The 21,122-nt window shown below is 41.2% G+C and carries 17 protein-coding genes and 2 pseudogenes; 16 read left to right on the forward strand and 3 right to left on the reverse strand.

Annotated elements, in window-relative coordinates; translation table 11 throughout:
- Positions 1–434: 434 nt before the first annotated feature.
- Positions 435–1,631, reverse strand: coding sequence for an IS256 family transposase (locus BMX69_RS05625; RefSeq protein ID WP_100041793.1), 1,197 nt, complete (start codon positions 1,629–1,631; stop codon positions 435–437).
- A gap of 370 nt (positions 1,632–2,001) precedes the next feature.
- Between BMX69_RS05625 and BMX69_RS05630 the strand changes: the two genes are divergently transcribed.
- The 9 genes and pseudogenes from BMX69_RS05630 (at position 2,002) to BMX69_RS05665 (ending at position 10,659) form a co-directional block, all read left to right on the forward strand.
- The gene (locus BMX69_RS05630) at positions 2,002–2,286 is read left to right on the forward strand and encodes a hypothetical protein (protein WP_054790499.1); all 285 of its coding nucleotides are present in this window, start codon (positions 2,002–2,004) and stop codon (positions 2,284–2,286) included.
- 385 nt (positions 2,287–2,671) lie between these two features.
- Positions 2,672–3,265: a hypothetical protein gene (locus tag BMX69_RS05635; RefSeq protein WP_054790500.1), complete on the forward strand. Its 594-nt coding sequence runs from the start codon at positions 2,672–2,674 to the stop codon at positions 3,263–3,265.
- 6 nt (positions 3,266–3,271) lie between these two features.
- Positions 3,272–4,069 carry a TIR domain-containing protein gene (locus tag BMX69_RS05640; RefSeq protein ID WP_100041794.1) on the forward strand — a complete coding sequence of 266 codons (798 nt, stop codon included), beginning with the start codon at positions 3,272–3,274 and terminating at the stop codon, positions 4,067–4,069.
- A 500-nt stretch (positions 4,070–4,569) separates the two neighbouring features.
- Positions 4,570–4,677 (forward strand): annotated as a pseudogene (locus tag BMX69_RS25105) (YHYH domain-containing protein); the annotation flags it as partial.
- Between the two features lie 66 nt (positions 4,678–4,743).
- A pseudogene (locus BMX69_RS24670) lies at positions 4,744–4,929 on the forward strand (peptidoglycan-binding domain-containing protein); the annotation flags it as partial.
- Positions 4,930–5,438: 509 nt separating this feature from the next.
- Positions 5,439–6,698, forward strand: coding sequence for a TerB N-terminal domain-containing protein (locus tag BMX69_RS05650; protein ID WP_157724392.1), 1,260 nt, complete (start codon positions 5,439–5,441; stop codon positions 6,696–6,698).
- A gap of 24 nt (positions 6,699–6,722) precedes the next feature.
- Positions 6,723–7,127, forward strand: a complete 405-nt coding sequence (locus BMX69_RS05655; RefSeq protein ID WP_054790502.1) for a tellurite resistance TerB C-terminal domain-containing protein — start codon at positions 6,723–6,725, stop codon at positions 7,125–7,127.
- Between the two features lie 4 nt (positions 7,128–7,131).
- Entirely contained in the window at positions 7,132–8,448 is a 1,317-nt protein-coding gene (locus BMX69_RS05660; protein ID WP_100041797.1) for an ATP-binding protein, read from the forward strand.
- 6 nt (positions 8,449–8,454) lie between these two features.
- The gene (locus tag BMX69_RS05665) at positions 8,455–10,659 is read left to right on the forward strand and encodes a DEAD/DEAH box helicase (RefSeq protein WP_100041798.1); all 2,205 of its coding nucleotides are present in this window, start codon (positions 8,455–8,457) and stop codon (positions 10,657–10,659) included.
- 424 nt (positions 10,660–11,083) lie between these two features.
- Here BMX69_RS05665 and BMX69_RS24050 read toward each other — a convergent pair whose 3' ends face one another.
- A complete protein-coding gene (locus tag BMX69_RS24050) occupies positions 11,084–11,260 on the reverse strand; it encodes a hypothetical protein (RefSeq protein ID WP_157724393.1) in 177 nt (58 codons plus the stop codon).
- Positions 11,261–11,432: 172 nt separating this feature from the next.
- Here BMX69_RS24050 and BMX69_RS05670 point away from each other — a divergent pair, with 172 nt between their 5' ends.
- Positions 11,433–12,044, forward strand: a complete 612-nt coding sequence (locus BMX69_RS05670; RefSeq protein WP_100041799.1) for a helix-turn-helix domain-containing protein — start codon at positions 11,433–11,435, stop codon at positions 12,042–12,044.
- A 178-nt stretch (positions 12,045–12,222) separates the two neighbouring features.
- Here the strand turns inward: BMX69_RS05670 and BMX69_RS24900 are convergent, their stop codons facing one another.
- The gene (locus BMX69_RS24900) at positions 12,223–12,345 is read right to left on the reverse strand and encodes a hypothetical protein (RefSeq protein ID WP_278280714.1); all 123 of its coding nucleotides are present in this window, start codon (positions 12,343–12,345) and stop codon (positions 12,223–12,225) included.
- A 476-nt stretch (positions 12,346–12,821) separates the two neighbouring features.
- On the opposite strand from BMX69_RS24900, the gene BMX69_RS05680 reads away from it, so the two are divergent.
- The 6 genes from BMX69_RS05680 (at position 12,822) to BMX69_RS05705 (ending at position 21,085) form a co-directional block, all read left to right on the forward strand.
- Complete coding sequence (locus tag BMX69_RS05680; protein ID WP_100041800.1) at positions 12,822–14,393, forward strand: response regulator; 1,572 nt, start codon at positions 12,822–12,824, stop codon at positions 14,391–14,393.
- Positions 14,394–16,190 (forward strand): cache domain-containing sensor histidine kinase, encoded by a 1,797-nt coding sequence (locus BMX69_RS05685; RefSeq protein WP_100041801.1) that lies wholly within the window; start codon positions 14,394–14,396, stop codon positions 16,188–16,190.
- Positions 16,168–17,184: a substrate-binding domain-containing protein gene (locus tag BMX69_RS05690; RefSeq protein WP_157724394.1), complete on the forward strand. Its 1,017-nt coding sequence runs from the start codon at positions 16,168–16,170 to the stop codon at positions 17,182–17,184. The genes BMX69_RS05685 and BMX69_RS05690 overlap by 23 nt, the downstream gene beginning before the upstream one ends.
- 153 nt (positions 17,185–17,337) lie before the next feature.
- The gene (locus BMX69_RS05695) at positions 17,338–18,831 is read left to right on the forward strand and encodes a sugar ABC transporter ATP-binding protein (RefSeq protein ID WP_100041803.1); all 1,494 of its coding nucleotides are present in this window, start codon (positions 17,338–17,340) and stop codon (positions 18,829–18,831) included.
- Between the two features lie 18 nt (positions 18,832–18,849).
- On the forward strand, positions 18,850–19,866 hold the full coding sequence (locus BMX69_RS05700; protein ID WP_100043781.1) for an ABC transporter permease: 1,017 nt from the start codon (positions 18,850–18,852) through the stop codon (positions 19,864–19,866).
- Positions 19,867–19,942: 76 nt separating this feature from the next.
- Positions 19,943–21,085, forward strand: coding sequence for an ABC transporter substrate-binding protein (locus BMX69_RS05705; RefSeq protein ID WP_054790512.1), 1,143 nt, complete (start codon positions 19,943–19,945; stop codon positions 21,083–21,085).
- Positions 21,086–21,122 lie beyond the last annotated feature (37 nt).

A 21,122-nucleotide genomic window follows, 5' to 3' on the forward strand; every position in this document is an offset into this window, starting at 1 on the left:
AGAAGAAGTTTAATTAGTAAAGTTATGTAGAGGAATAAGGGTCGGTTCAAATAGAAGTGGCTATTAGAAAATTTTGCAGCAATTCAATATGAAAATATTGCTTGAGCAGTAAATTTTACAAGCCAAGGTCCGACTACGCCCTTCCGTCATCCGAATCACCCCCTCAAGTAACGTTGAGTGCGTGGTTCTGATGCGGCGTTGTGGTTTGGAGAGGGAATAATAAGATTATACCACAAGATCTTGTGGTTAATAAGCTAAAAATGAGCGAAAATCGGGCTGAAAAAGTGCATATTTCAACCCGGTTTTTTCATTGTTTTTACTGATGCTAAGTGAAGATGCAAGGGAATGGCCTTCGTAACCACAGTTATAGGTAGTGTCAAATATTTTTCGCAAATTCTTTTTTTGCCGTTAGGTAGCCGTTAGGTAGCCGGTAGTTAACCGGCTATGATATCAGACTTTTTCTGGATATCCATTTCTCGGAGATGGTTCATATTCATATAGCGTTTGATTCCCCACTGGGTTCCCGCTACGTGACGGAGCCTGGCACATACTAGCATTAAGGCACTCTGACCATCGGGAAAAGCCCCGATCGCTCTTGTCCTTCGTTTGATCTCACGATTGAGACGTTCGATCGTGTTATTAGTTCTGATTCTTGTCCAGTGCTGAAATGGGAAATCCATATAAGACAGGGTTTCTTCAATACCATCTTCAACTTTTTTGGCAGCTGATGTTAGCTTCATTTCACGTAGTTTTTCTGCTACCTGTGCAGCTTTTTCGCGAGCAGATGATTTACATTCCTGGGAATGAATGGCTTTTAGCATCATAGATACTTCCTTCATTTTGTTCCGGGGTGTTACGGAAAAAATATTACGGTAGAAGTGAACGGTACACCGTTGATACATAGCTTCTGGAAATACTTCTGGAATGGATTCCAGCATTCCAAGGCACTTGTCGCCGACAATGAGGCGGACTCCTGAAAGCCCACGTTCTTTTAGCCATATAAAGAATGTCTTCCAGCTTTCTCGATCTTCTTTCATTCCTTCAGCAGCACCTATGATTTCGCGACAACCATCTTCATTGACGCCGATGGCGACCAGGATTGAGACGTTCTGGATCTCACCTCCCCAACTTCGCTTTAGGTAGACACCATCAACATAGACATATGGATAAGAACTGGTAAGTTTGCGGCTTCGCCATGTTTCAATGTGCTCATAAGCTTTCTTATTTAGGTTACTTATTGTTCCAGGAGAAACTTTGGTTCCCCATAATGCCTCGGTGATGTCCTCAACACGGCGAACAGAAACACCCGCAAGATACATTTCAATGAGTGCTTCTTCTACAGAGCATTCTCTGCGACGATAGCGTTCGATGATGGCGGTTTCAAACTGAACCCCCTTTAGCTTGGGCATCTTTAGGTTGACCTCGCCAGATGTGGTCTGAAAGTTTCGGTTGTAATGGCCAGAACGATACCCTTTGCGATCACCCGAGCGCTCATATTTTTCAGCATTGACGAGTTCATCTGCTTCATGATCGAGCAAAGCATTGAGGGTTTCCTCAACGCTGTTGCGTACTAAATCTTTCAATTCATTATGGATAAGTTCCTGATTTAATTGTATAATGTTATCAGACATGTTCTATAGCCTCCTTTGATGGGTTTTGTGTGGTAACTTAATTCTACCAAACGGCTATAGACCATGTCTATTTATTATGAAATTGAATTTGCGAAATTAATTATACCTTATCCAGTTATAGAATCAGGCAGGCTATACATTTAAATCAATGGAGAGTAGTCTTGGGGCGGGATACTTGGTAAATCAAGGGTAAAAAGGTACATTTTCAGTCTGGTTAGAGTGGTTTGGAGGGAGCTGGAATAGGATGTTTAACCCGATAAAGGAATCCTCCTTCATAGTGACTTGAGGATTCAGTATACCAGTCAAAAATTCAAAGCCTGTCTGGAGGCCAAACATATGATTCACTCTTTAAGCCGGAAAGGAAATCCGTATGATAATACCAGCAAGAATCCTTCTATATATTAGGGAATTTTTGCTGCACGGAACTGAATGCTGTGATATCAGTAATAAAAGCTATGAGGATAGGATTGATGAGGTACAAAAAGTGGCTATAGGCCATGTAGAGAGCGGATTTTTCGATAGCAGAGATAAAGAAGCTGTGGTAAGTCAGATTTTTAATTATGTTGATGCAGTTGAATCAGTGTATATGGAAATTGGAATGAAGTGTGGAGCAGCGCTTGCTGTTCAGCTTTTAGGTGGAAATAAGGTGCAATAATGGTTATCCTATTTTGAAGAAGTCAGGTATCGGATCACCATATACGCCTTATTAAAGCAGTGGGAGTGGGGAGCAGGAGATTATTCTGCTTCCCTTTTTGTGTTAGAATGCGATGATGTATATTATGAAAATTCAGAAATTTGTAGTAAAGGATCTTTAGGAAAAAAATGTTTGAGTTTGATTGTTCAAATAGAAACAGAAATTTTATTAACTATTCTTTAATAGTGACACAGCGTGCTCTTATAGTTGATTTCTGTTAAGAAAATGTATATAATTTAAATGCAGGAAAATTTTGGTAAATAATTAGTTATACATTATTAGTGAAAGTAATCGTGCTTGCATTACTTTTATAATACAAATAATAATAAAGACGGGGGATAAGAGAGTGAAGATTGAAGAATTAAAGGACATTATGCTAGAGATTGCTGAAATAATTCAAAACTACCCAGAGCAATTACAGGAAAAGGTTTTTGATATTATAACTGAGAACATATTTGGTAAGTCTGAAATAATTGAAAGTATTTCTGAATCAACTGAATTAGAAAAAGAAAGCAATACAGAGAAAACGGTTATTGCAATCGAGAATGACACTAAAAATAACGATAAAAAGAGTAAAAAGCGCAATGGGGTAAAGGAAACCTATCAAATTAGTAAAGATTTAAATCTAGCACCAAAGGATGCCAAATCATTAAAAGATTTCGTGAATGAAAAAAATCCAAAATCAAATATCGAGTTTAATACTGTTGCTATATACTACCTAGATAAACTTTTGAATAAAAAGGAAATAAATATTGATGATGTATATTCTTGCTATAAGAATGTTGGTAGAAAAGTACCGAATGCATTGAAGCAAAGTTTAACTGATACGAGTTCTTCAAAATATGGTTACATAGCTGTTTTAAATAGTTATTTTAGTATTCCGATTGTAGGAGAAAATTTTGTAGAGCACGAATTGCCAAAAAACAAAGGAGAAAATTAATAAGACATGGAGTTAAATGAATTTTATGAAAAAATACCTGATAATGATAATTTGCCTACAAGTGGATTGATACCATATTTTATGTATTACTTATTATTGAATAAGGATGTTGTATCGGCAAGTGAGATAAAAAACTGTTATAATAATTTGAGAATTAAAGCTTATAGTAATATTTCAAGTTGGCTAGTGAAAAATTCAAAAGGAAAGAGTCCTATGCTAATAAAATACCAAAATGGTTATTCTTTATCCAGAGGTTGCTTAACTAGGATATCTGCTGAATTGAAAGAGTTTAAAAAGGAAGATACTAAACCAACTTTAGTAGTTAATGTTAGTCATGAATCGAAGGAGATAACAGAAATGGTAGTAAATAAAGTGTTTATTGTCCACGGACATGATGATTTAGCAAAAGAACAAGTAGCCCGTACAATAGAGAAGGCTGGATTTGAAGCCATTATATTACATGAAAAAGCTAGTGGTGGCAGGACTATTATAGAGAAAATAGAGAGGTATTCAGATGTTTCCTTTGCAGTAGTTTTATATACGCCATGTGATTTGGGGCGCGGTAAAGAATGCGCAGAGGATAGGTTTCGTGCTAGACAAAATGTTGTTTTTGAGCATGGTTATTTGATTAGTAGATTGGGCAGAGAGCATGTATGTGCGCTTGTGAAAGAAGACGTTGAGCCCCCCGGAGATGTGTCTGGAGTTGTATATATCAGAATGGATGATGCAGGTGCATGGAAAATGGGACTGGCAAAGGAAATGGAATTAGCGGGGTTAAGTGTTAATTACAGTGACTTTGCTTAAATATTAAGAACAGTGTTTTAAAATAATCTAAACTGTCCCATCTATATAAAGTGTTAAACTAATGATATATTTAAAGTATCAATTTTGTAGTGGCAACAAAAAATCAGTAAGTCAAAATAATATATGCAATGCATTGAAACTAAACAAATGTAATTAGTAACACGAATGGATAGGCCGAAGTCACATGATAGATCGACAGATTGAACGTGAACGGAAGAGGCGTAACTTTATTCAATCTGATTCGGTAAATTATTATATGCTCTGTGGTCACTAAACCTGTAAAAAGATTGCCATGAGAAGTAAAATGATGTTATTTGGCAAGTATGGCTCCTCCAAGGAGTAACCATTCCCTTCTGGCATCCGAATCACAGCTTCAAGTAATGTGGAAACAGTTGTACTTCTTTCGCACAAAAAGCAAACACTCATATCAACGTAAATGTAGAGTTTGGCGAAGACGATGGAAAAATCCCTGTTGGAAAAATAGCTGAAAAGGCAGAAGAAGAACTGATTCAAGTGGTGGGCATAAGGACAACAAAAATAAGAGCGGGCTTGGAAGTTACCATTATCATTGTGGTGGATACCCACCTCATTTACACAGTGGCGGAGTTTGACCTTATAAGACTAAAGTATCAACAACTGCATCAACAACTGCTGTAGAGACGGTATCTAAAGACACAGAAACAGTAAAGGCGGTACAGGAAGCACTGAATGAAAGAGGATATGACTGTGGAACGCCAGACGGAATTATGGGGAAGAAGACTAAAAGTGCATTGATGAAATTTCAGGAAGACAATGGTTTGACTGTAGATGGAATCATTGGTGAGCAAGTGACAAAAGCACTGGAAATCAACCTGCAGTAATAGCATAATGATATATTTAGTACCGATTATATATCGTTGGAACAGGGCTATTTACCTATTCCATTTAAAATTGTATCTGTTTTTGCTGTTGGAAGATGTCATCGATTCTAAAATTAGTAAATTTACAATTTCCGCGTTGTTAATCAAAAAAAAGAGTCAAAGGCTAGTCTTATTGATTCATAAAATGGAAATGCTTATGCTGTTGAGAATGGTGTGGAGAAACAGCCGATAGTAGAAAACAAGGGACAGGGATAATAACCTGTGCCTTGTTTTCTATTGTGTGTTTTGCTTTGAACACACAGTGTGGAGGATATCAACGGTAAGAACATTTGTTTGCTTTATCCATAATAATATGGTATATTATCTCTATAGGTCGCAATAAAATAATTGTGATGAAGATGATGATGAATTAAGTTTGTTTACAGCTGTCAAAGATTGAAAGGAATAGACTTTTAAGAGAAGTTTATCAAAAAAGGAGGTAGCGGGTATTTCTCGTAATTAAAATGCGTATGAACAAATTTGATAAGAAATATAAATCTGTTAAAATACCGGGCCAAATATCTTTTTTTGAAGAAAAGGAAAATCAATTAAAACAGTTTCTGCAAAATGTCACGCCTGTTTCCTATGAAGGCGAGGTTTTTGCTGAGATTGAAATTGACGGAAGAACAAACAACAATCAGGCATTTTCTACACCTCAGCCACAAGTAGTAAATCCTATCGTTGATGAGAATCGTAAGATATTTAATGAAATGAGACAAATAGCAAGAGATACCCAGCTTCCTTCTAATTTCAATTCTCATTTTTATAACAAACAAACACGGATTAGTAATTCAAAAGTATTCTATAAACAAGCTGTTTTCATGAAGGATTACGAGGATGATTACAATGGCTATGTAGAGTTTTCAAACTATTTTCCTTATTACCAGCAAATGAGTTATGCGCAGCTCAGAACATATTTTACATGGCGGACTGATGTAAGAAAAGGTAATGTCACAAATGTTTCATTATCATATGCCTTTGTTTATATTTACGAGCTGATTCATAATATCGGAGTGGCTGACTCGCAGGAGGGACTTGATAAGCTAATGTTTTTCTGGAGAGCTTTCAAGCGTTTTGACTCTTCGATTGATAAATATATGATTAAGTGGATAAAGGACTACCATATTTATTATGATCTCCCGAAGCCATTTAAGGAATTTGTCTGTGAAAACAATCTACAAGCACATTATGCAAAAGTATTCATGTACGAAACAGACATGAACGATAACTTTGATCTATTTTGCAATGTTTCAAAGTATGATATCAGAAAATCTGTTTTTTTTACCGATGATACAAAAGGGCAGCTCAGTGATTGTTTTTGTACGGTAATCCATAAACTTAGAGTTGTTTTTAATAGAGCTGGTATTATTTTTGACGATTTGATTTTTTATCCGACGAATAAGATGTCTGTGTGGACGCCTTTCCAGGATGCATTGTTTTATTCAGCAATTAAGAGACCGGATAAGAAAGTTGTGTTTTCCGATAAAGAAATATATATATGTTCTAAAAACAATTGGTCTTTTAGTTCCACATTATTTATGAATAGCGGTCGGCAACTCATTGGCTATATTATGAAACAAACAGAATCCGAGTTACGAAAAGTTACAAAATTCAAACACAAGCTGTCTGCTGATATTCATTTAGTTGACAGTGAGCTTATAAAAAAGCTTGAATCTGTGGGCCTTTCCCTTAATGATATAATTCACGAAGCAGTAAATGAGTATTACTAAGAAGCAACAAAAATTGTTGTATCCGTGGATGAAACTTCTCTTCATAAAATAAGACTTGAAGCTGATGACACTCAGGAAAAACTAATCGTGCCAGATACCGAGCCCATGATGTATTTTGAATCAAGCACAGTAGAGGCTAGTCCTGTTATATCTCAGACTGTTTTTGCCGATGCCTCTGTAGCAATGCAAGACAATTGGACAAGTCTTTTTCATATACTCGGGGAAATAGAAGTGGATGCGCTTAAATTTATACTTCAAGGGGATACAAATCTGAAACATTTTGCAGATGCCAACGGAGTTATGTTGGAAGTGTTGGCTGACAGTATAAATGAAAAGGCAATTGATACTATTGGTGATAACATTCTTGAACTTGACGATAGTTTGACTATATATGAAGAATATATAAATAAAATTAAGGAAATGGTGTAATATAATGGAAAATAAATTGCCGTTAAGGATAGCCAATATACTAATAAATGCATTAAAGGGAGGTGTCGTTCCCCGCATAGGACTTGAATACATCACCGTAGGGCGAACACAGGAAATCGCAGCGATTTTACATGATATTGAAATGATTGAGGATGGAAGTGCTTCTTTTCGATTTATTGTAGGTAAGTATGGCAGCGGTAAGAGCTTTTTGCTTCAAACCATACGCAATTATGCTACAGCAAAAGGCTTTGCTGTGGTTGATGCTGACCTTTCTCCTGAACGACGGTTTGCGGGAACTAAAGGGCAGGGACTTGCAACATACAAAGAACTGATCCAAAACCTTTCAACGAAATCAAAGCCGGATGGTGGTGCACTGCCGTTGATTTTGGAAAAATGGATCTCAGGCATACAGTCGTCTATAAGAGCACAGTCCGATGCTGAAGGCGAAGCGTTCAATCGATTAGTTGAAAAACAAATATATGCCGTAGCTGGTTCTCTTGAGGGCATGGTCAACGGTTTTGAGTTCGCCAAGGCAGTTGCTGCTTACTGGAGAGCATACCAAGAAGATGATGCCGCAATGAAATCAAATGTACTGAAGTGGTTTCGCGGTGAATATGCATCCCGCAAAGAAGCAAAGGCAGATTTGGATATTAATTTCATTGTTACGGATGAAACATGGTATGATTTTTTGAAATTATTTGCTATTTTTTTAGTAAACGCCGGATATAAAGGGCTATTGGTTTTCATTGATGAACTTGTCAATATCTATAAGATTCCAAACTCCATCACAAGACAAAATAATTATGAAAAAATTCTGACTATGTATAATGACGTGTTACAGGGCAAAGCAAAGCATATTGGATTTTTAATCGGCGGTACACCTCAGTGCATTGAAGATAAATACAAAGGTATGTTCAGTTATGAAGCTCTTCGGTCTCGCCTTGCAGAAGGACATTTTGCCACTGACGAGATGAAGGACTTAACTGCTCCCATTATTAGGCTGCAAATGCTTACGCAAGAAGAGGTGTATGTACTCGTTGAAAAACTGCGGGACATTCATGCACAGCTATACGACTATACACCTACGATGAGTCACGAGGATTTACTGTACTTTCTGACCGTGGAATATAATCGTGTTGGTGCAGGCACACATATCACTCCGAGAGAAATCATCCGTGATTTCATCGAACTTGTCAATATTCTGCACCAGAACCCAAATAGAAGTGTGTCTGATATTTTAGGCAGCAACAGCTTTGAAATGGCCAAGGGTGGTCTGTCCGATGAAACGATACAAAGTGATTTTTTAGATTTCGAGGTGTAAACTAAGATGGATGTATTTAACAGACTTGCTCCTTTCATACAGGATTTCATATATCAGAACAAATGGGAGGAATTACGTGGAATTCAGGTTGCCTCTTGCGAGGTCATTTTGGGCAGCGATGACAACTTACTGCTTTCCTCTGGCACAGCCTCTGGAAAAACTGAAGCGGCTTTTTTACCTGTGCTTACGGAGCTGTATGAGAAACCTTCCCGTTCGGTAGGCGTAATGTATATTTCACCGCTGAAAGCTCTTATTAACGACCAGTTCAAGCGCCTTGAGCAGTTACTTGCTGATTCACATATTCCTGTTTGTAAATGGCACGGTGACGCATCACAAACAAAGAAAAATGAGTTAATCAAGCATCCAGAAGGGATTATCCAAATTACCCCGGAATCACTTGAAAGCCTTCTAACCAATAAGCGTGGCGCTTGCCTCCAAATGTTCTCTGATTTGCGATTTGTCATTATTGATGAAGTACATCAGTTTATGCGCGATGCACGCGGTGTTCAGCTGTTGTGCATCTTAGAACGTCTTCAAAAGCTGACTGGTGTAAATCCAAGGCGTATCGGCCTTTCTGCAACGCTCGGTGATGTGTCTTTGGCGCAGAACTGGCTCAATACAGGAACTGGACGCATCTGCGCTGCTCCCATAGCGGAAGATGGAAAGAAGCGTATCAAACTTCATGTGGAACGTTTTGTTAACCTGCACGATGAGCGTGATATCGCTGACAACGACTCTAGCGATAACAAGGTTGTAACGGGCGGGAATATGGGTGATCGCGAGCATTTCGAATATTTATTTAAGATGACGCTTGATAAAAAGACTATCATCTTTACAAACAGCCGGGAAGAAACCGAACTTGTTATGGCAAATCTTCGTGAAATTGCATTACAAAAAAAAGCGCCCGATGTTTACCGGGTTCATCACGGAAATGTTTCTGCGTTGCTTCGCGAAAACACAGAGGATGAGATGAAATCAAGTGATGATAAAATTGTCACCGGTGCAACCGTTACATTGGAGTTAGGTATTGACATTGGTTCGCTCGACCAGGCGGTACAGGTCGGCGCTCCGCTTAGCGTTTCCAGCTTTGCACAGCGGCTTGGCAGATGTGGACGCCGGGGTCAGGTTCCACAACTGCTATTCACCTTTGTTGAAGATATCCGAATTAATCCAGCTGATACACTGGGGCCTATCAATTGGGAGTTTATCCGAACGATTGCTATTATTGAGTTGTATATAAAGGACCATTGGATAGAACCAATTTATCCGCATCATCATGCGTATAACCTTCTGTATCATCAAACGATGAGCCACTTAAAAAGCAGTGGTGAACTTTCCCCTGCAGCTCTTGCACAGGCTATCCTTACTTTGGGTTGCTTTCGCCACATTCCCCAGGAGGATTATAAACAGTTATTGACTCATCTTATCAATATTGAGCAATTACAGCGAACAGAACATGGGGGCCTGATGATCGGCAGAGAAGGAGAAAAGATTGTAAATAGTCATCATTTTCTCACGGTTTTCCTTGCACCGGAATATCTGCTTGTTAAAGATGAAAACCGCACAATCGGTACTGTTGATAAGATTTACCCAGTTGGCACTCGTTTTGCGTTGGCGGGCATGACATGGGAAACGGTTGATGTCAATACAAAATCAAAGGTTATTTTTGTTAAAAAAGTACCAGGTATTTCAGTCGTTGACTGGGACGTGGATTTCGATGTGGAGCTGCATACTGTTTTAGTAAAAAAGGTCCGCAGCATTCTTCAAGGTGATTTGTCGTATCCGTACTTGAGTGAAAGGTGCCGTGAACGATTAACGGAAATACAATACATTGCTCGAAATAGCGGTATTTTAGAAAATCTGGTTACCCCTCTTTCCGATATAAAATACGCGGTGTTCCCTTGGGTGGGGACACGACAGCTATTAACTCTTCATTATGCATTGTTGAAAAGGAACATAAGAAGTAAACATCCTTGGATTACTTGTGTCTATTTAGAGGTGAATTTTACTGGGACAAAAGAAGAATTGGAATATATTATTTCCGATATTATAAAATCTGATTTAGATTTATATGAGCTTCCTTTACCTGAGAAAGTGCAGATTAACGGTAAATATAACGAGTTTATTCCTTTTAACTTACTACGCAAACAATTTATAGAGGACTATTTGGATTTTGAAGGGTTAAAAGAGGCAAATCCCTGGTATAGTTAATAGAATATGAACGGTGCGAGAAGCCGAAGGAATCATAGAATTCTGATAATGATGCTGGAAGGTATGGTCTTATGTCCGCTGCGTGATTTATTAAACCAAGTTTTTCTGCTGTAATAATATCCCGGCAACATGGTGTAATTGCGCAGCGGTATCAATGTATGAATGATTTTCGTGAAGTATTATCTGCAGCCATACTGGGAGTGTTATAAAGTAACGTCTGGTGCTGGTGCTCTTAAAAAGTAATTTAGATAAATTGTTTTCCATCATATCACCTCAAAAATAAGGTGCGTGGAATGGAAAATAATAATACAGGAAGTATCTGGATGTCGATATAGATTTGCCAGGAATGCATTACAGGTGATGGAAATATGATGCTAAGAATAACAAGGGAGGTTTAAACCTCCCTTGCGTCACCGGATGATGCCTAATTGGATGTAATTCTAGGTTTAGGGCCTTCACCCGGAGGAGTATAAAATGGATCAATATAATCGCTATTTGATGCGGTTTTCGAACGATGATCGGTATGGGTAACATTTTTATTACTGACATTATTATCTGTAGCACTACCTTGTTTGTTGGAAGATATATCTTTGCTATTCAAGATTGATGCTCCTTTCGTTTTTTAGTAGTGTCTGTAGAACAAAAAATAATATACAAAATGATAAGAACTCTAAAAGAGGTAGAATGTAACTGTTTTGGCTAACTCAACCGCTGGTTCGTTCAACATTTTATTGAGATTTGGTAATCTAAAGGCAAGAAAGGAGGATTTCCCTATGGATCAGATTAAAATCGGAAAATTTATTGCTTCTTGCCGAAAGGAGAAAAATCTGACACAGGCTCAACTTGCCGAGAAATTAGGAATTACAGACAGAGCGGTATCAAAATGGGAGACAGCGAAAAGTATGCCAGATACCGGATTAATGCCAGAACTATGTGAGCTTCTTGGAATAAGTGTTAACGAGCTAATCAGTGGGGAAAAGTTAAATCTTATGGAAGATTACAGAAAAAATGCAGAATCAAATTTGCTGGCACTCAAAGAAATGGAGGAGAGCAAAAATAGAGAGCTTTTAAAGCTGGAATGGGTTATTGGGTATATGGGAACAATACCATATTTGATTTTGATACTCACAGCAAGTTTCGGCAACGTATCGACTATCATTCGTGCTATTTTGATTGGATTGGCTATTGTCCTCTTTATACCGGCCATATATTTTTCCCTAAAACTGGAGCGTGATGCAGGATATTATGAATGCCAACATTGCCATGAGCGATATGTGCCTACTTTAAAACAGGTAGTGTTTGCACCACATAACGGAAGAAAACGCTATATGAAATGCCCAAAATGTGGGAAAAGGACTTATCAAATAAAAGTGCTGACGAAATAATAAAAAATTCAATTAATCATGAACTACTAGCTATCAATATAGTTAGTAGTTTTTTTATACATTAAACTGATAGTTAATAATTGGTCTTTTACAAATAATATAGCGAAAGCAGTATCTTTAATTATAAACTTTATTTTGTCTCTTTTGAAGTAAACCTTCTGGTCCAAAGGCCTATCTTTTACACCAGCTGCGAACCAGGTTCTTGTCTGTAAGCCCAAACCGTTTGCATTTTATATCCACCTTCGCCATTCAGATAAGCTTGTACTACTTTCAATTTTTCTTCAAATATGATTTTTGCCATAAAAATATCCCGAAAAGTAAGAGTTTCAGGTCTGACTTTTTGGGGTCTGTACAAGCTATTGCTTTTTGTTTTGTAAATTTCGGATCTCTGAAGGTGTCATTTGGAATTTCTGAGCAAATACTTTCCGGAATAATTTATAATTGGTAAATCCATGAAGTTCCGGGTTTTGTTTATTATGATTAAAAAAGAGCAGGTCCTTCTCTCAGTTATCCGGCAATATTTGGAAAAAACATGAATATTATTATGCTTTTTGCTAATATATCACAAGAAACAAAATGACAGCAATAGTATAATAGACTTATCAAAAAATATTTAGGAAGAATCAATATTGCGGCAAGTAGATCAATCGATCAATAAAAAATAACAGAATAGCAAAAAAACAAAGGCTTAAGAGGATTCGTCTGCTTAAGCCTTGTTTTTTTCTAGGCAAAAGAAGTACTGTGTATTATAATGAGAGTCAGAAATGGGGAAGGTTTATGTATCGTGTGATTCTTGTTGATGATGAATTTTTAGTCCGTGAGGCAGTAAAGGAAACCATGGACTGGGGCAGCAGGGGATTTGAACTAAGGGGGTGTTTTCAGCATGGGGAGGATGCCATGGATTACATCCGTGATAATCCGGTAGAGGTAGTTCTGACGGATATCTGTATGCCTTATATGGATGGCCTGGAATTAAGCCGCCTGATTTCCAGGGAATACCCGCATATCTGTGTGGTCATATTAAGCGGTTATGATAATTTTGAATATGCCAAACAGGCCTTAAAATATCGGGTAAGAGAGTATATTCTGAAGCCTTTTTCTCTTGAAGAGCTGGGACAGGCCCTTGACGGCATCCGCGAAAAGCTGGATCAGGAAAGCCGGGAAAGAAGAAGGTTGCTTAAGAATAGAGAGGTTTTAAAGTCAAAGCTTCTGATGCGCCTGATCTGCGGGAACAGTTCTGCTGCCGAACTGGAGGCAGAGCTTAAATCCTATGGCATTGCCCTTCGTGGATCTAAGTGTATGGTTGCTGTCGGGGATGCGGAAATCAGGGGAGAGGATAAGGAGTCAGCAGAACTTTTGTGCTTTGCTGTTTATAATATTGCAGCTGAGATCATTGGAAGATCAGGGATTGGGTATGTGATTCAGAAGCTGGATCACCAGCTGGTTTTTCTGCTGTTGGGGAACTTTCATGAACGATGGGGGGAAAAGGCAGAAAAACTGTTTCAAATGATCTCAGATAGCGTTAAAAATTGTATGGGTATCAGGCTTACCATTGGAATCGGAAGTCCTGTAAACAGTACGGCGCAGCTTTATCTGTCTTATGAGGAGGCAGAGGATATGCTGGAATACCGCTACAGCCAGGAGGCAGGAGCCATTCTGTACAGGGAAAGGGCTGAGAAAGCGGCTGTTTTCGAAGAATGGGAAAAACTGCAGGAGGATTTACTTAACGCGGTCAGGGAAGGAGAAAAAAAGAAAGCAGGAGTGGCTCTTTTCAGCCTCTGCCTGCGGATACAGGAATCCTTTTTAAAAAAGGACCGTGCCAAAAGCATCATCATTCATACGCTCTCTGAGGCCAGATCCATGCTGGAGGTAATGGGTATGGAAGGCTTTGAGGCGTATGAGCAGGTAAATAAATATATCTCGCAAATAGACGGAAAAAAGTCACTGGAGGAAGAACGGACGGCTTTGGAGGCAATTTTCGGAGGACTTGTAGATGCAGTGGCAGAGGTAAAGGATAGGAAGGGGAATGAGCGGGCGGTACTAGCCGTAGATTATATAAGGAGCCACTATGGCGAAAGCTCTTTAAACCTTCAGTCCATATGCAGCTACCTGGCTATGAGTCCCAGCCGTTTCAGCGCCATGTTCCGGGAATGTATCGGAAAAAGCTTCGTAGAGGTATTAAGTGATACCCGCATGGAAAAGGCCAGAGAACTCCTGGAAACTACCAGCTTAAAAACGTATCAGGTAGCCGAGAAGACCGGGTTCGGAGATCCCCATTATTTCAGTCTTGCCTTTAAGAAGGCAACCGGAAAGACGCCTACAGAATATGCAAAGGAAAAGAGGAGATAAATGAGGTTCCGTTTTCAATTTAAAAGCATCCGCTCCGGCATGCTGATCTGCTTCCTTCCCATCATCCTTTCCGCCCTGCTTCTGATCTACGGCTTTTCCTTCCGGTATACCGAAAAAAATGTCCTAAACAATTCCGTAAACGGCACCATGCAGCTGATTGAGCAGGCTAACCATAACATCGATTCCTATCTTGATTATATGGAGAATATATCCTATCTGATGTCAGGCGATAAGGATCTGCTGCGGTATTTGTTTTCGGAAAGGGATCCGATCCGCAGGGAAGAGCTAAGAAGCAGCGTACTGGAACGTTTTCGGCTGGTAAGGGAAACACGGGATGATATTTACAATATTGGCGCCATGGCCGGTCCGAACAATATCCTGATAAATGACGGAACCCAGACTTTAAATCCTTATGCGGATATTCTTCACGAAGCCTGGTACCGGGACGCTTTGGAGGCCGGTAAAGGGATGACGGTTCTTTCATCCTCCCGGGTGCAGAACATCATCACGGACGAATACCCCTGGGTAGTGACCTTGAGCAGTCCCTTAAGGTACCCGGGCAGCACGAAAAATCAGGGGGTTTTCTTTATTGATTTAAATTACAAGGCCATTGAGGAGCAGTGCGAACGAATCGATCTGGGGGCAAGAGGATATGTATTTATTCTGGACAAAAAGGGGAACATTCTCTACCACCCCAAGCAGCAGTTGATCTACAGCGGCTTAAAGGAAGAACAGATGAAAGAAGTGCTTGAGTGCAGGGAGGAATATTTCTTAAGCGGCAAGGGCATGCAGCAGAAACTCTATACCATAACTGCGTCCCAAAAAACAGGATGGACGGTAGTGGGAGTGGCCTATACTTCAGAACTTTTAAAGAACCGTTCCCAGACCCAGCTGATTTATACTCTGGTTACCCTTCTGCTGTGCCTGGTTCTGGCCGCAGCCGTGACAATTCTTTCCCGCAGAATAACAAAGCCCATGATTCTCCTGCAGGATTCCATGAAAAGGGTGGAAAAAGGAAAATTTGAACAGGTGGATCTAGCCCGAATTCCTGACCATGAAATCAGGACCTTAGGAAAAGCCTTTAACATGATGGCAGATGAGATTCAGAAGCTGATGGCGGAAAACATCCGGGAACAGGAGGAAAAACGCAGGAATGAAATGAAGGCCCTGCTGTCTCAGATTAATCCCCATTTTCTCTACAACACCCTGGATTCCATTGTGTGGATGGCCGAAGCCGGAAAGAACCGTGAAGTGGTCCATATGACCATGGCCTTAGCCAGGCTTTTAAGGCGGTCCATCAGCAGCGATCAGGAGCTTTTTACCATAAGGCAGGAAACCGATTATGTAAAAAACTATCTGGATATTCAGCAGATGCGCTATAAGGACAAGCTGGATTATGAAATGGTCATTGATGAAGCGATATTGGAGAAACCGGTGATTAGGCTGGTTTTGCAGCCTCTGGCTGAGAACGCCATCTACCACGGCATAAAATATAAGGACGGCAGGGGGCTTATCCGGATTGAGGCCTACCCGGAGGGAAGGGATATTATACTGAAGGTAACGGATAACGGAAAAGGGATGACTGAAGAACAGATGAAATCCATTTTTCAAAAGCACAAGGTCAACTATGAGAGAAATGGAGTGGGAGTGTATAATGTGCAGACCCGGCTGAAACTGTATTATGGCAGGGAATACGGTCTCTGCTATGAAAGCTGCCCCGGCGGGGGTACTGCGGCTATTGTCCGTATTCCGGACATGGAGGGAGGCGGTGAAGGTGAAAAAGAGCACGGCATTTAAGCTGGGAGCATACCTGCTTTTTCTGGGAGCAGTCTTTGGAATCTGCTATCAGCTTTATGAAACAACCGGAGAGAAGGCAGGGCCAAGGATTATTCTGATTCCCAAAAAGATTGACGAGAGCAACGAATTCTGGTCCTCCGTTATAGCGGGAGCCCAGGTTGCATCAAAAGAGTATAACGTAGAATTAAGCCTGATGGCTCCGGAAACGGAATCGGATGTAGAAGGGCAGAACCGGCTGATTTTGGAGGCGGCGGGCAGAAGGCCGGATGCGATTTTAGTCAGTCCCTGTTCCTATGAGGGAACTACCTCCAGCATCAGACAGGCAGTAAATCAGGGGGTCAAGGTTATTCTCATTGATTCCAATATCAATGAAAGTTTGTCGATTCCTCTTGTTGCCACGGACAATGTGGAAATTGGAAGAAGGCTGGGGGAGTATATGAAGGAACTTCTTCCGGAGAATCCCAAAATCGGTCTGGTAGGGCATGTAAAAGGCAGCTCTACTGCCATAGACCGGGAGAAGGGAATACGGGCCGGCCTGGGGAAAGAGGCTGAAGCCATTGAAGAAGTGGTATTCTGTGATTCTATCTATCAGGAGGCCTATGATGTAACCTTACAGCTTTTAAAAAGGCGTCCTGAAATCAATATTATCGCCGGATTCAATGAGTATTCATCCCTCGGTGCCGCCAGCGCAGTACGGGATCTGGGGCTTAAAGGTAAGGTGAAAACCTTTGGAATTGATAGCTCCGTATCTCAGATTCAGCTTCTGGAATCCGGTGTATATCAGGCTCTGGCCATTCAGAATCCGTTTAATATGGGGTATCTGGGGATTGAAGAGGCAGTTAAACGCATAGAAGGAAGTAAAACCGATCTGTTTTTAAACTCTGGCTCCAAGCTGGTTACTGTAAAGGATATTTATACCGAAGAAAATGAAAAGCTGCTGTTTCCTTTTCTGGGAAGCAGGGCAACGAAAAAAGAAGAAATCAACAGCCAATAGAATGTAGAAGGAAAAGAACCTTCCAAAAAGGGTTAAAATACTTGAAAAAGTAATATTTTAACCTATTTTGGGAGGTTTTTCAATTTTTTTAAAACTCTTATCCTGATATACTGATGCAAGATTAAAGAGACGGAGAGGAACGGAGGGAGATCAGTGGGAGAGGTTATTTTGACCATGAAGGATATTGATAAGTCCTTTGCAGGGGTTTACGCGCTGAACAGAGCCGGTCTGGAGCTGAAGCGGGGAGAGGTCCATGCTCTTATGGGTGAAAACGGCGCAGGAAAATCCACGTTGATGAAAATATTGACCGGCATTTACAGCAGGGACGAGGGAATCATTGTTTTTGAAGGACAGGAAGTTCAGTTTAAAAACCCGAAGGAAGCCCAGGACGCAGGAATCGTAATCGTTCATCAGGAGTTAAATATGATGAATCATCTGACCGTCGCCCAGAACATCTTTATCGGAAGAGAGAGGATGAGCGGAAGGCTTGTTGATGACAAAAGGATGGCAGAGGATGCAGCAGAGCTCTTTCGTAAGCTGAATATAAAAATAGATCCAAAGGAAAATATGGGGCGCCTGACGGTAGGGCGGCAGCAAATGTGTGAAATAGCAAAGGCTATTTCCACAGAGGCCAAGGTAATTGTATTCGATGAACCGACGGCGGCCCTGACGGAGTCTGAAATCAGTGAGCTGTTCAAAATCATCCGGGGCCTGCGTGACAAAGGAATCGGAATTATATACATATCCCACCGGATGGATGAGATCAATCAGATCACGGACCGTGTTACCGTCATGCGTGACGGCGAATATGTGGGAACTCTGGTTACTGAGGAGTGTACGAAGGATGATATCATTCGCATGATGGTGGGGCGGACCGTTTATGAGGCGCCTAAGACAATAAGCAGCGTGCCGGAGGATGCTCCTGTGGTTCTTAAGGTGGAGAACTTAAATGTAGGAAGAACCGTAAAGGATTTGAGCTTCGAACTTCATAAGGGTGAGATTCTGGGCTTTTCCGGGCTTATGGGAGCTGGGCGCACGGAGGCTGCCAGGGCTATTTTCGGAGCGGATAAAAAGGATAGCGGAGAAATTTTCGTCAATGGAAAAAAGGCGGATATCCGTTCTCCTAAAGATGCGGTAAAGGCTGGAATCGGTTATTTATCTGAGGACCGGAAACGGTATGGCGTTATTGTGGAAAAGTCGGTGGTGGTAAATACCACCATGTCTTCTGTAAAGCAGTTTACCAGAGGGCTGTTTCTTGACAACAAGGCGGAGGTAAGGACCGCGGAGAAGTACGTGAAAGCCTTAAAGACCAAGACTCCTTCTGTGCATCAGCAGGTGAGAAATCTATCCGGAGGGAACCAGCAGAAAGTGGTTATTGCCAAATGGCTTACCAGGGACTGTGAAATCCTGATTTTTGATGAGCCAACCAGAGGGATCGATGTAGGTGCGAAAAGTGAAATCTACACGCTGATGAATGAGCTGGTCAAACAGGGAAAATCAATTATCATGATTTCCTCAGAGCTGACCGAGGTTCTTCGGATGAGTGACCGTATTCTGGTAATGTGTGAGGGGCGCAAGACGGGAGAAATAACCATTGATGAGGCGACCCAGGAAAAGATCATGCATGCTGCTACCATAAGAAATTGACTAGGAGGAATTATGAAAATGGAAGACAAAAACAATCAGGCAAAAAAAGAACATGGAAGCCTGCTTCAGGCAATCGGTACTCAAAAATTAGTCGCAATTATCGCATTAGTAGTGTTATTCCTGTTTTTCTGGTTTTTTGGGGAAAATTTCGCAAAATACAGCACCGTTATCAGTATCCTGGATTCTTCTTATTATATTGGATTCATGGCAATTGGCGTGACCTTTGTCATCATTACCGGAGGTATTGATTTATCCATAGGAACATCCTGTATCTGCTGCTCTCTTATAACAGGAACCCTGTTTACCAAGGCCGGATTGCCTATGCCAGTGTGCGTGGTTCTGGCTGTTCTTCTGGGAGGATTATTCGGACTGGCTAACGGAATTATGGTATCGGTTATGAAACTCCCGGCATTTATCGCCACATTGGGAACAATGATGATTACCAGAGGCTTAGGCTCTATTGTCACCAATACAGCTACCGTAACCTTCCCGCAGGCAACGGCTTCCGGAGGAGCTTTTCGAAGCCTTTTTAAGCTGAAGGCGCCGGGGCTTCCCCAGGCAGGAATACCAACAGGCTTTATTTTGCTTATCATTCTGGCTGTGGCTATGGCTGTTCTTCTGAATAAGACACGACCGGGCCGCTACATTCTGTCTTTGGGAAGCAATAAAGAGGCCACGCGGCTGTCCGGTGTGGATGTGATGAAATATGAAACTCTTGCCTTTGTCATCAGTGGATTATTTGCCGGCCTGGCAGGGGTATCCTATGCGGCCGTATATTCTACTCTGATGCCTGGTACGGGTAACGGTTTTGAACTGGATGCCATTGCAGGAGTTGTTATCGGCGGAACCAGTCTGGCGGGCGGCGTAGGCTCTATTGCGGGAACCCTGATTGGCGTATTTATCATGGCTGTTTTAAAAACCGGTCTTCCTTTTATAGGGGTGCAGCCTCATTACCAGCTTTTAATTACCGGATTTGTCCTTGTGATAGCAGTTTTTGTGGATGTGCTGAACCGGAGAAAGCAGGGAAAGGCTTAAAGAGATTCCATTTATTATTAAATAATCTTCCGTTAAAAGCGGGAAATTATAAAAAAATATTTAGGGAGGTTTTCAAATGAAACAAAATCGTTTACTTGGTGCATTCCTATGCGCGGCAATGACTTCTGCAGTTCTGATTGGATGTTCCGGAGAGACAAAGGCTCCGGCACCTGCTTCTACAGAGGCTCCGGCTACGAAGGAAGAGGCTTCAAAGACCGAAAGTCCGAATGCAGCGGAGAGCGGTACAATTGACTACAGCAGTATATCGGTGGAGATCGTGGCAAAGGGATTTCAGCATGATTTTTGGAAGGCAGTTAAGATGGGTTCAGAGCAAGCGGCAAAGGAATTAGGTTTAAAATCTACTAATTTTGTAGGACCGGCCAGTGAAAGCGCCGTAGCTGAGCAGATTGAGCAGTTAAACAATGCGGTTAATAAACAACCCAGCGCCATCTGTCTGGCGGCCCTTGATACCCAGTCTTCTATGGATGCCATTTCCAATGCCCAGGCGGCAGGCATCCCTATCGTAGGCTTTGACTCCGGTGTTCCGGATGCGCCAAAAGGCGCCATTGTAGCCAATGCTGCAACGGATAATTATGTGGCAGGAGGACTGGCAGCTGAAAAGATGTACGACATCATCAAGGTACAGGTAACAGATCCTGCCCAGGTAGTAAGAATCGGTGTGGTTTCTCAGGATGCCACCTCCCAGTCTATCGGAGAGAGAACCGGAGGCTTTATCGATAAAATGCGCACCCTGATCGGAGAAAGCAACTGTGCGGTGGAAGGACATGACAAGTACAACGTAAAGGCTGACGGGGCAAAGGTGATTATTGACGTGGGAATTCCAGCAACCGTGGATGATGCAGCCTGCGTAATCGTGGCCAGTACGTTGTTAAATAAAAACGATCTGATTGCCATTTATGCTTCCAATGAGTTTACGGCAAAGAATTTGGTGACTGCCAATGAAAGCCTTCAGAAGCTGGGACCGGATAAAGTGATCGGTGTAGGTTTTGATTCCGGCTCCATTCAGCTTGATGCCGTAAAGGCCGGGATTTTGGCAGGCTCCATTACCCAGAATCCGGTACAAATCGGTTATCAGGCGGTTATGCTGGCAGCAAAGGCGGCAACTGGACAACCGGTTAACGATATAGACACAGGCTGTCTATGGTACGACGCCTCGAATATGGACTCAGCAGAAGTAGCGCCATGTCTGTATAAATAAAACATAATTTAAAAGAAAAGAAAGCCGTTTCCGGTTC

This window comes from Lacrimispora sphenoides JCM 1415, assembly GCF_900105615.1.
Taxonomy (GTDB): Bacteria; Bacillota; Clostridia; order Lachnospirales; family Lachnospiraceae; genus Lacrimispora; species Lacrimispora sphenoides.

Coding starts and splice junctions, on each gene's coding strand:
- BMX69_RS05625 (WP_100041793.1), bottom strand. CDS start 1,631: ATGTCTGATAACATTATACAATTAAATCAGGAACTTATCCATAATGAA.
- BMX69_RS05630 (WP_054790499.1), top strand. CDS start 2,002: ATGATAATACCAGCAAGAATCCTTCTATATATTAGGGAATTTTTGCTG.
- BMX69_RS05640 (WP_100041794.1), top strand. CDS start 3,272: ATGGAGTTAAATGAATTTTATGAAAAAATACCTGATAATGATAATTTG.
- BMX69_RS05650 (WP_157724392.1), top strand. CDS start 5,439: ATGAACAAATTTGATAAGAAATATAAATCTGTTAAAATACCGGGCCAA.
- BMX69_RS05660 (WP_100041797.1), top strand. CDS start 7,132: ATGGAAAATAAATTGCCGTTAAGGATAGCCAATATACTAATAAATGCA.
- BMX69_RS05665 (WP_100041798.1), top strand. CDS start 8,455: ATGGATGTATTTAACAGACTTGCTCCTTTCATACAGGATTTCATATAT.
- BMX69_RS05670 (WP_100041799.1), top strand. CDS start 11,433: ATGGATCAGATTAAAATCGGAAAATTTATTGCTTCTTGCCGAAAGGAG.
- BMX69_RS24900 (WP_278280714.1), bottom strand. CDS start 12,345: ATGGCAAAAATCATATTTGAAGAAAAATTGAAAGTAGTACAAGCTTAT.
- BMX69_RS05680 (WP_100041800.1), top strand. CDS start 12,822: ATGTATCGTGTGATTCTTGTTGATGATGAATTTTTAGTCCGTGAGGCA.
- BMX69_RS05685 (WP_100041801.1), top strand. CDS start 14,394: ATGAGGTTCCGTTTTCAATTTAAAAGCATCCGCTCCGGCATGCTGATC.
- BMX69_RS05700 (WP_100043781.1), top strand. CDS start 18,850: ATGGAAGACAAAAACAATCAGGCAAAAAAAGAACATGGAAGCCTGCTT.
- BMX69_RS05705 (WP_054790512.1), top strand. CDS start 19,943: ATGAAACAAAATCGTTTACTTGGTGCATTCCTATGCGCGGCAATGACT.